This window comes from Mesoflavibacter sp. SCSIO 43206 (assembly GCF_019904215.1).
GTDB lineage: Bacteria > Bacteroidota > Bacteroidia > Flavobacteriales > Flavobacteriaceae > Mesoflavibacter > Mesoflavibacter zeaxanthinifaciens.
Genome location: NZ_CP063201.1, coordinates 416,305 through 427,503 on the forward strand (window position 1 = coordinate 416,305; position 11,199 = coordinate 427,503).

At 29.8% G+C, this 11,199-nt stretch carries 10 protein-coding genes; 4 read left to right on the top strand and 6 right to left on the bottom strand.

Annotated features, from left to right (window positions below):
* The first annotated feature begins 6 nt into the window (after positions 1-6).
* On the top strand, positions 7-705 hold the full coding sequence (locus INR78_RS02125) for a bifunctional 2-polyprenyl-6-hydroxyphenol methylase/3-demethylubiquinol 3-O-methyltransferase UbiG (RefSeq protein ID WP_223077277.1): 699 nt from the start codon (positions 7-9) through the stop codon (positions 703-705).
* Here the strand turns inward: INR78_RS02125 and INR78_RS02130 are convergent.
* The 4 genes from INR78_RS02130 to INR78_RS02145 all read right to left on the bottom strand — a co-directional run bounded on the left by INR78_RS02130 (position 698) and on the right by INR78_RS02145 (position 6,831).
* Positions 698-1,405, bottom strand: a complete 708-nt coding sequence (locus INR78_RS02130; RefSeq protein WP_223077278.1) for a hypothetical protein — start codon at positions 1,403-1,405, stop codon at positions 698-700. The genes INR78_RS02125 and INR78_RS02130 overlap by 8 nt on opposite strands.
* 8 nt (positions 1,406-1,413) lie before the next feature.
* Complete coding sequence (locus INR78_RS02135) at positions 1,414-1,941, bottom strand: DUF2059 domain-containing protein (RefSeq protein ID WP_223077279.1); 528 nt, start codon at positions 1,939-1,941, stop codon at positions 1,414-1,416.
* Between the two features lie 47 nt (positions 1,942-1,988).
* Entirely contained in the window at positions 1,989-3,722 is a 1,734-nt protein-coding gene (locus INR78_RS02140; RefSeq protein ID WP_223077280.1) for a TonB-dependent receptor, read from the bottom strand.
* Positions 3,723-3,810: 88 nt separating this feature from the next.
* Positions 3,811-6,831, bottom strand: a complete 3,021-nt coding sequence (locus INR78_RS02145) for a tetratricopeptide repeat protein (RefSeq protein WP_223077281.1) — start codon at positions 6,829-6,831, stop codon at positions 3,811-3,813.
* Between the two features lie 166 nt (positions 6,832-6,997).
* Between INR78_RS02145 and INR78_RS02150 the strand changes: the two genes are divergently transcribed.
* Genes INR78_RS02150 through INR78_RS02160 form a run of 3 tightly spaced genes read left to right on the top strand, consistent with a single transcriptional unit; the run spans position 6,998 to position 9,918 of the window.
* Positions 6,998-8,326: a glycosyltransferase family 39 protein gene (locus INR78_RS02150; RefSeq protein ID WP_223077282.1), complete on the top strand. Its 1,329-nt coding sequence runs from the start codon at positions 6,998-7,000 to the stop codon at positions 8,324-8,326.
* Positions 8,327-8,340: 14 nt separating this feature from the next.
* Positions 8,341-9,024 carry a cell division ATP-binding protein FtsE gene (locus INR78_RS02155; RefSeq protein WP_223077283.1) on the top strand — a complete coding sequence of 228 codons (684 nt, stop codon included), beginning with the start codon at positions 8,341-8,343 and terminating at the stop codon, positions 9,022-9,024.
* 6 nt (positions 9,025-9,030) lie between these two features.
* Positions 9,031-9,918 (top strand): glycosyltransferase family 2 protein, encoded by an 888-nt coding sequence (locus INR78_RS02160; RefSeq protein WP_223077284.1) that lies wholly within the window; start codon positions 9,031-9,033, stop codon positions 9,916-9,918.
* Here INR78_RS02160 and INR78_RS02165 read toward each other — a convergent pair.
* Both INR78_RS02165 and INR78_RS02170 read right to left on the bottom strand, forming a co-directional pair.
* Positions 9,915-10,325: an FdtA/QdtA family cupin domain-containing protein gene (locus tag INR78_RS02165; RefSeq protein WP_223077285.1), complete on the bottom strand. Its 411-nt coding sequence runs from the start codon at positions 10,323-10,325 to the stop codon at positions 9,915-9,917. The genes INR78_RS02160 and INR78_RS02165 overlap by 4 nt on opposite strands.
* A 5-nt stretch (positions 10,326-10,330) precedes the next feature.
* Positions 10,331-11,158 (bottom strand): glycosyltransferase, encoded by an 828-nt coding sequence (locus INR78_RS02170; protein ID WP_223077286.1) that lies wholly within the window; start codon positions 11,156-11,158, stop codon positions 10,331-10,333.
* Positions 11,159-11,199: the final 41 nt, after the last annotated feature.

An 11,199-nucleotide genomic window follows, 5' to 3' on the forward strand; every position in this document is an offset into this window, starting at 1 on the left:
AACTAAATGAAAGACCTTTTTGGAAAAGCTTTATTAGATTATTATAACGATAACTACACCGAAGACATTATTACCTCAACAAACATTTCTGATGAGGACGAGTTACCGCTTCCTTATTTATTCAGAGGTTTTAAAGACATGCCTAAACTAGAGCAAAAAGCACTAAAATTAGCAAAAGGTAAAACGCTTGATGTTGGTTGTGGCGCAGGTAGCCATAGTTTGTATTTACAACAAAAAGATATTGAAGTTAAAGCAATAGATATCTCTGAAGGCGCTGTAAAAGTTGCAAAACAAAGAGGCGTTTTAAATGTTGAGCATAAATCTATTTTAGACGAAACCGATACTTTTGATACTATTCTTTTACTTATGAATGGCACTGGTATATTTCAAACCTTAAATCAAGTGTCTAAATACCTTTTACACTTAAAATCTATTTTAAATGAAAACGGACAAATCTTAATTGATTCTAGTGATATAAAGTATATGTATTTAGATGAAGATGGCGGATTTTGGCACGATATGAATGCTAATTATTATGGCGAATTAGATTATTACATTTCTTATAAAGGTGAAAAAGAAACACCAATGAAGTGGCTTTACCTAGACTTTAATTTATTAGATACAGCATGCAAAGCTGTTGGTTTAAAATGCGAAATGCTCGCTGAAGGCGAGCATTATGATTATTTGGCTAAAATTTTTATTTAGTCTTCCATACTAAAACTCTTAATTTAAAATTATCATCAACTAAAGACTTCACATTACTTCTTAATTTTAAATTAAACCTATTTTTAAAATAACTCATTATTTTTTCATCAAATTTATCGCCTAGTCCTTTTTTTACTGTTATCTTGTTTACACTTGAAAGATTTTTGTCAAAAACAACTTCATATAGACCATAATCATTATCAAACTCATAATATTTTGATCGACTAAAATCTGACTGAAAAAAAGACAGATTACTTTCATAAAAACTTAAAGGCTCTAAATTTTCATTTCGTAGATTGTTTAAGATTTTCAATTTACTTAAATCATCTTTAGCTCTCCTGTTTTTTAAATTAACTGAAGGATTACATTCACTGATAATTAATTTATTTTCTTCAGATATATTAATATAAAATAGCCATTCTAAATCTTTTTTTGGGTTTGGTATTGGACAAATCCCACTTGGTTCTGAGAAATAAATTATATTTGAATTGTACTTAAAATTTATTTTTTCTAAAAATTCAACCTCTATTTTTTTTGCTTGTTTAGAATTACTATGATACTCTAACACCTTAACTACTTTAGCTGTAAAAATATTATCAAAACTATTAAGTTTAGTACTTAATGTTCCGTAACTACAACTACAAGCATAGCTAACCACTGAAAAAAGGAATAGCCCTATTGTTAAAGTATTAACTTTCATAAAATCACTTAAAGATTATAACCTTTTTCTGATAATTTAGAAATTACACCTTGGTATAAATCTTTACTCCACATCTCAGATATATTACTCATGGACGCATTCATAGAATCCTGTGAGTTTACAATTTTCTGTCCTGTTTCGCTTGCATAAAATTCTTTTAAGACTACTTTATCACCTTCAGACAACTCTTCTGGTTTAAACATGTTTTGTCCTGCCTTGGTTGCATATAATGCATTCATATTTTTTACATCTTCATGCGTAAAATGTGCGCGATAAGCAGACACAATCATTTGAGCTAACTCATCCATTGCATCTGTTTTTTCTGCTTTTATTTCTGTCCATACTTTTGCTGGTACGTTTTGAGATTCAAACTGCTCTTCTAACATTGTAAACATTTGATCTACTACATTTTCATAATAAGCAATGGTACCATTACTTTTTATGCATTTTTTTACGTCTTCGCTATAGGCATCAACTTGCGCAAAACCTGAATTTGCTACTACTAAAAAGCAAATAAGAGTGATTATATTTTTCATTTTAAAGGTTTATTGTTATTTCAAATTTAACAATTATTATGCCAATACTAATTAAAATCAAATTTGTAAGTCGCACCAGCTAAAATCTGAATACCTTGTACTGGCGTGTTTTGCCACTTATTGTAGTTTTGAGACGCCATATTATTTGCCTTTAAAAATGCAGACCATCTATCGGTAATGTGATAACCCACATGTGCATTAGCATCAAAATAACTATCTAAAGTTACTACTTGATTTGTTGGTGGAGCTAATAGACTTGGCACAAATAATAAATCTTTACGCTCTCCAACATAAAATAAGTTAGCGCCAGCAAACCAATGTTCGTCTATTTGGTAATCTAAAAATAAAGAGGCTTCAATATCTGGTAGGTTCCATGCTTCTTCTTCATTTTTAACATCATACGTAAAATATTCGGCTTTTAAGCCTAAAGTAAAGTTTCTGTTTACGTCTACATTTACTTCACCTGCAACGCTAAACGTGTTTACATTATCATAAGTTACACCAAAAGAATTTCCGTAAGTATATGGTTGGTCTGTTGCCAACACATCATTATTTACAAATAAAGCTTTGTTTTTTTCGGCTTGGTATCTTCCACTAATCGTATAACTTGTATTGCTAGATAATTTTCCTCTTAATCCTCCAAATGCATTGTATTGCTGATCTGTAGGGACGACATATAAATTTGGTGACACAAACGGATTCTCTTGTGCAAAATCATGATAGTTATTTTGTATTAATCCTCCTTTTACTCCAGCAAAAACGATTAAAATTTCGTCTACTAATTTATAACTTGCTGCAATATCTGGATAGACAAAAAACTTACTATCACTAGCTTCTGTATTATTAAAATAAACCGCTTTTAATCCTAAATCTACTGTTAAATCGTCTTGCTTAAGTTGTAATTTTGGATTGACACCAACTTGAAAATTACCATAGTTTAATTCGGTTGGCGAGTAGTAATCACGGTCAAAACTTCCGCTTAAATAATCTACAAAAACGCCTGTATTTATATCTAAATCTTGAATGGTCACTGTTCCGTTTACATCAGCTTTAAATCTATTTTCTCCAGAACTGTAATCGTCTCCAAAACGTCTAAACAACACACTTCCATCATTAACAATTGCATCTTCAAAATTAATATCACCACCAACATGAGCTGTGTAATAAGAATGACCAACGTCCAATCCATCTGCTGTTGTCTGATCATATAATGGTTGCTGTAAACCATACCAATTATAGGTTTGGTAATTAAATCCGCCTAAAGCAGACCAGGTAAAGTCTCTATTTCTATTAGTATAGCTTAAATTTAATTTAGAATCTGAAAAACCACTATCTGTCAACACATCTTCCACATCGCCTTGAGACGATTGATGTGCAATATGAGCACTTACAGACTGATCACGACCAATTGCATGATTTAAAAACACTTCTCCAACAATAGTTGTGTAAGTCCCAACACCTAAACTAGCATAGTTATCGTATAATTTCACTTTTTTTGCTTTGTCAACAACTGCTGCTTTACCTTTTGCAGGTGTAAATGTAGATGCTACAGGAAACGAAAAAATATTGTATTGCACTTCTTTTTTTGCACCAGTTTCGGTATCATCTAACGTTGGTGTTTCTTTTACTTTAAATGCATCCGAAACAGTTGGTGTATATGGTTTTATAACATCTATAACATCTGTATTTATAGTGTCTTGATCTCTTTCTTGAGAAAATAACATTACGGTTGTTATCAATGATAAAAACAGTAATATGATTTGCTTTTTGTTATTAAACATAATTTAGTTTTATTGAATTATGATTGTTGTTTTTCTAATTGTTACGCATTTCGACAAGCTCAATGTGACAACCTTAAATAATAAAATTTTAATCTTCGGTAATTACAGAAGAATTTGTTTTAGCTTCTTCTGCTTTTATGGTTGCTAGTTCGGTTTCAGCTTCTGTTTTTACATCTTCAAAGTTGCTAAAGTTTTTAATAACACTTTCTAAAATGTAAGTCGCTTGAAACGCATCACCTAAAGCATAAAAATTCTTTGCCATAACGATTAACCCTTTTGCTCCGTAATATTTGTAACCCGAATAATCTTTAGCTAATCGCTGTGCTACTGCATTAGACGCTTCATAGTCACCTTCTTTATTTTTAAAATAAGCGTTATAATACAAAGCTTCTGCAGCAGTTTCACCAGTTGCAGTTGCTTCAACGTTTTGATATGCTGCTTTAGCTTTAGCTTCATCATTTGTTTTGATTGCAGAACGTGCAATAATGACATAAGCATCGCTTTTAATTTTGTTATCTAAATTGGTGTTAGCAAGTACTTTTTCCGCGTAAGCGACAGCTTGACCATACTGCTCTAACTGATAATTAGCTTGCATTAAATTAGACTGCGCAAAACGTGTATTTTGAGGAAAATTAGATTCGGCTTCCAAACGCTTTAACGTTGGTATTGCTGCATTCCAATCTTTTTGGTTTAACTGAATTTGTGATAAACGCAGCAATGCTTCTTCTGTAAATTCGCTTTGCGATTGATTAACAACATATTCAAAATGTGGTTTTGCATTATCTGGCAAGTCCTTTTTAAAATACATTTGCGCTAAATAGAAATGTGCTGAATTGGCATGTAATCCATTAGGAAATTGGTTTAAATAGTTGTTAAACTGCTTAATCGCTGCATTGGTATTGTTGTCTAAAAACTGTTTTTCGGCAGCTTCGTAAGTATCGTTATCTAAATCGGCATCGGTAACTTCTACATAATCTAATGTATTTACCCAAGCCGCATAAGCATCTACCTGACCTAGATCTATGTAAATTAATCTTGCAGTAGAAACCGCTTGATTGGCTTCTGCCGAATTTGGATAATTCTCTGCGACAGCTTTTAACTTAGTCAATGCGCGTTGATTATCATTTTTATTATAAAACACTAATCCTTGACGCAATTGCGCTTTGCTGTTAAACGGACTTGTTTTGTACTCTGAAATTAGACGATCAAAGGTCTGAATTGCTTTAGCATCGTCACCAGATTTTACATAAGAATCTCCTAACGCATACATCGCATCATCACGTAATTTTGAATTTTTATAGGTTGAAATAAATTGCTCTAACTCACTTCTTTTTTTAGCATCTTGACTAATGTAACCATAACTCATCGCCTTTTGAAAGAACGCATAATCGTTTTCTAATTGTCCAACAGCAATTGCTTTTTCGTAAGCCGAAATAGCATCTGTATAACGACTTGATACAAAATAACCATCGGCTAAACGCAAGTAAGCATCATTCAATCTTACTTTATCTTCTTTGTGTTTTGAGATAAAACTGTTGAAATACTGTGTCGCTTCACTATACTTTTTTTGTTTAAAATAGGTGTAAGCAATATTGTAATCTAAGTTAGTATATTCTTTAGTTGAAGGCGCTTCAGTTTGTTGTTCAAACTGTTTAAAACCAATTAATGCTTCGTTGTAATCACTTAAATTGTAATCCGTTTCGGCGTTCCAAAATGTTGCACGCGCTGTAAAGGTTTGGTCTTGTTGCTCGCTTAAAGATTTTTCAAAAAGATCTTTTGCATCTTGATAATTTCCTTCATTATATAATTCTAAACCACGATAAAACGCTACTTTTTGATACGCTACTTTACTTTCAAAACTCTTTTTGTTTTTTAATAACTCTAACGCTTCTTTATAGTTTTTAGAGGTAATGTAAGAGTCTATTAAAAGCGTTTCTACTTCATCTTTATATTGCGTATCAGGATATTTTTCTAAATAACCTGTTAGCACTTGTGGTACCGATTGATAAGCGTTACCAATTTCGTAACTAATTTTGGCATAATTTAACCAAGCATCTTCCTGAATTTTTAAATCGTAATCCATTTGTGATGCATTTCTAAAAGCGTTTAATGCTTCTTGCTTTTTACCAACATGCACGTAACTTTCACCTAAATGATAATAAGCATTTTGGGCAACGCTATTATTTGCGCTTACTATTTTATTAAATTCTGAAATCGCACTATCGTAATCCTTTTGCTTATAATAAGCGTAACCTAATTGGTAATAATCGGTATTGCTCCACTTACCTTTTCTACCTTGGTATTCTTTTAAATACGGAATGGCTTCGCTGTATTTTTCTAGGTTGAAATAGCTTTCGCCTATAATTTTATTAAGTTCAGAAATTTCATTTCTATCACTAGTTGGCAGTTTTTCTTTAGCTAATTCTATCGCTTTTTCAAACTTACCTAGTTTAAAATTTAAATCGGCTTGATAATAGCTTAGCTTTTCTTTGTATTTTTCTTCATCACTAACTTGATCAAAATACTTGTTGGCGCTATCATAATCATCACCTTGATAAGACATGAAACCAAGATAGTATTTTGCTTGAGAGCCATATTTTTGTGAAGTCTCTACACGCGTTAAATACTTTTTAGCATCGTTATAATTTTTGGTAACAAATGAAGCGTAACCATTATTAAAATTGAATTTTTCTCGGTCTGCACGACTCATAGACGCTTCGTCTACTTTTTCGTACCATTTTTGAGCGTAAGCGTATTTTCCGTTTTCAAAATAATAATCGGCTACATCTAAAAAGGCTGTATTTTTTTTGGTGCTTGTTGGATAATTTTCAACAAAATTTTCCATCATCGTATCTGCGCCTTGCTGGTTTAATCTAATTGCCGAATTAGCAATGTAGAAAGCACAATCGCTTTCGATATTTGGGTTATCGGTTTGCTTTTTAACCTGACTAAACAAGGTTTGTGCTGCTAAATATTGTTGATTATTAAATAGTTGAAGTGCTTTTTGATAATCGGTTAAAGTACTAGTGTAAATGGCGGTTTGTTGCGCCATCATCATTACCGAAAATAGAAAAAACACTAAAAAGGTGAGCTGTTTTTTTACTAACATTGACACGTTTTTTAAATTGTAAATCAAAGATAAATTAATCTAATAGCTTAACGTTAGATTTAACTAATAATTATAAACGGAGTTATTAAATGTAATTTTTTTGAAGTTTATAAACACTATATTTACCAATCTATAATAACAAATAGAGTATTTGTAATTTATATCTATGATTAATAAAATTAAAGCATTAATACATCAAAAACCAATAGCGCTTTTATTAGTTTATGCTATTGCTGTAAGATTAATTTTTGTTTGTTTTTATGGCGCTATTACTCTTACTCCAGATAGTTATGATTATTTAGCTTTAGCAGATACAATTACAAATTTTGATTGGAGTAATTATGACGGAAAACGTACACCTGATTTTCCAATATTTATTAGTCTGTTTGGCCGTAATTTAACTGTGTTAATTGGTTTTCAAATCATTCTTGGTGTTTTAGCTACAGTATTATTATTTAATATTACACGACACATAACCAAAACAACTAATCTTGCTTTTTGGACTGCAATTATTTACACATCTTTTGTTAATGTTGTCTTATTTGATTTTGCTTTGCTTACTGAAAATATTTCGGCTTTTGTTTTATTATTAACTATTTGGCATATAATTAAGTCTAATTTATTTAGCCATCAAGCTAGTATTAAACATTACATTATGTTAAGCTTTCTATTTGGTTGGCTTTATATGATTAGACCTTTTTTTATTTACATTCCAGTAGGATTCGCATTATTTTTTATAGTAAAACAATTTAAAACCTACTTAAAATACAGTCTTATAAAAAGCCTAATAACTTTAAGTGTTCCTTTACTATCATACGTATTATGGAATAATTACAATCTTAAAACCATTGATCACTTTACTAACACACAATATTTTGGAATTAATCTAGCGCAAACTGCTACTCCTTTTTTTGAAAAAGCTGTTACCAATGATACTTTAATTAAAACTATTTTAGTTAAACATAGAGACTCTTTAAAACAATACAATCCAGACCGAATAGCAATGAGTGTTTGGTTTGCGCATCAAGAATTACTAGACAAAACCAAATTAACAGAAGTAGACTTATCACATAGATTATCCTTAATCTCTAAAGATTTATTTAAAAAACATCCAGAATTATACTTTAAGCAAGTTGGTATATCTTGGTTACTTTTTTGGGGCAACAAAAGCAGCTTTTATTGGAATAACACTAAAGTTAAAAACAGCTATTTTAGATTAGGAATAATAGCAACTTGGCTTTACTTACATAGGTATTTACTACTAATTATAAATGTATTTTTTATAATATTTAGTTTTAAAAAAATCTATCTCTTTTTTAAAAATAAATGTACAAATTACGACGTTAACCTATTTATTATTTGCATCGTGCTATCTGCATCACTAGCACAAGCATTAGTAGCTTTTGGAAACAATAGTCGTTTCTGCTATCCTTATTTCGCATTAATTGTTTACTTTGTAATGCTTAATTTAAATAACCGTTTAAAAAAAAATTAAAATATAAATTATATATGTCTAACACCGTTTTAGAACTTAAAGACGCTAGTATTTTTCAAGGTGATAACTTAGTATTATCTAATGTGAATTTAGAAGTTAACAAAGGTGACTTTGTTTATCTTATAGGAAAAACAGGATCTGGAAAAAGTAGTTTTATGAAAACCCTTTACGGTGATTTAAAACTACAACAAGGACAAGGACATATTGTAGATTTTAATTTAAGTACTTTAAAAGAAAAAGAAATTCCTTTTTTAAGAAGAAAATTAGGTATTGTTTTTCAAGATTTTAAATTACTAACAGATAGAACAATAAACGACAATTTACTTTTTGTTTTAAAAGCAACTGGCTGGAAAGACAAAACTAAAATGAAAGAACGCATTGAGCATGTTTTAGATAAAGTTGGTATGAAAACTAAAGGTTTTAAATTTCCGCATGAATTATCTGGTGGCGAGCAACAACGTATAGCTATTGCAAGAGCATTATTAAACGAACCAGAATTAATCCTTGCAGATGAACCAACTGGTAATTTAGATCCACAAACAAGTATTGAGGTAATGGAAGTGCTGCAAGACATTAACAAAAATGGCAATACTATTTTAATGGCAACTCATGATTATGCATTACTTTTAAAATATCCGAGTAAAACTCTAAAATGCGACGACAACAAAATATTTGAAGTCGTGCAACGTAAAAGTTAAAATTTTATGTTATCCATTTTAATACCAACTTACAATTACTACATCTACGATTTGGTATTAAACATTCATGAAAAATGTTTAAAAGCAAACATTGACTTTGAAATTATCTGCTTAGACGACCACTCTGATTCAGGTTTTACTAAAGCAAATAAAAAAATTGAAAAATTATCAAGTTGCTACTATAAAATAAGCTCCGAAAACAAAGGAAGAGTTGCTACAAGAGAGCATTTAGCAAAATTGGCCAAAAATAAATGGCTCTTGTTTTTAGACGCAGATGTTATACCAAAAAACGACAACTTTATAACTAAGTATTTAAACTACATAGATCAAGATTACAAAGCTATTTTTGGTGGTTTTTATTACGATGAAAACAGCAATAAAAAACATCTTTTAAGATGGAAATATGGAAAACAAAAGGAAGAAGTAACAGCCCAAAAAAGAAATTCAAACCCATATAAGGTTATAATTTCTGCAAACCTTTTAATAAAGAAGGACACTTATCTGTCTTTATCAAAACAAGTAAAAACAAATACTTATGGCGGTGATTTAATCTTTGCTTCTTTACTAAAAGAGCAAAATATAAAAACTCTACATATTAACAATGAAGTAATCCATCTAGGACTTGAGGATAACAGTTCCTTTTTAAAGAAACAAAAAGACGCAGTAAAGTTATTGTATAACTCAGTTGAAAAAAGAGAAATAACCAAGCATGATAATAGTTTACTTAAGACACATTCTAGAATAAAAAAAATATATCTAAACCGTCTTTTTAGTTGGTTTTACAAATCATGCAATAATAAAATAGAAAAACAGCTCTTAAGTAATAAGCCTAACATCTTTTTATTACAACTACTAAAGCTAAGTTATTTTAGTTTTTTATATCAAAAAAGTTAATTTTTAAAAGACAAAAAATCGTTGTAATCTCTAATATAATCTTCTTCATCAAACACATCTGAAGCTAACACCAAACACACAGATCCAGATGAAAAATCTTGCAACTCTCTCCAAATTCCTTTAGGTATTAATAAGCCTTTATTTGGTTTATTTAATATTATTGAGCGTTTACTTTTACCATCATCAAGAGTCACCTCAAAGCTTCCGCTTAACGCTATAAGTAACTCTAACTGTTCTTTATGTGCATGCCCACCACGATAGGCGTCACTTGGCACATCATATAAGTAATAAACACGCTTAATCTCATAAGGTATTATATCTTTTTCTACAACAGAAAGATTACCTCTAACATCTTTAATTTTGGGTATTTCAACTAATTTTATATTATGCACAGTACTTATAATCATATTTATTACTTATTCTTTTCTAAACCTTTCCTCAATAACTCTTTATATTTAGCTATTCCTTTTAAGCCTATTTTAAGTTTATAAAATATTTGATTAGTAGAAATCTCTTTTGATTTAAATACTAAAAATAGATAATGAAGTAATTTTATATAAGAATAAAAACCATGTCTCTTGTAAAAAAGTGCTGATCTAGCATAGATAAGTCTATCTGAACCAGATTCCCTTCCAGATGTAAAATAAGGATGTTCTACTATTTTTATTTTTTTAAATACACATTTTTCATGCTTAAAAACTTCTTCTGCAAAAAGTTGCTCTTCTCCAGTTTCAAATAAACTACCCAAACCAAAATTTTCATTAAATTTTATGTCATTTTTGTTTAAAACCTCTAAATTAATAACAATTTCCCTAGAGGAAACTTTAGATATTGTTTCAAAGCTATGTAATTGAGATTGATTAGGGTATTTACGCATCGGTAAACCATTATCATCATACGCTTCAAAAGATATAATAGCTGCATCTTTATTTTGTTTAAACGCTTCTAAAATTGATTTATAAAATTCTTTTTCATAAACCAAATCATCATCTGCAATGACTACATATTTAGATTTGGCATTTTTCAATGCGAGATTCCTACTTTTACTTAAACCTTTTTCAAAAGAATTAATTACTCTTACATTTGGTAATTTTGATGACAATTTATTGTCTTTGGTCGTTTGATTTATAATTAAAACATTAAACTTTGAAAGTTCTGTTTTTTCAAACATTTTATAAATAAAATTAATTGAGTTTCTATTCATTGTAGAAATTAACACTTCTAAATTTTCATCACTCATTATTATGATAACATTTTATTTATTTAAATTTGAAAACAAAT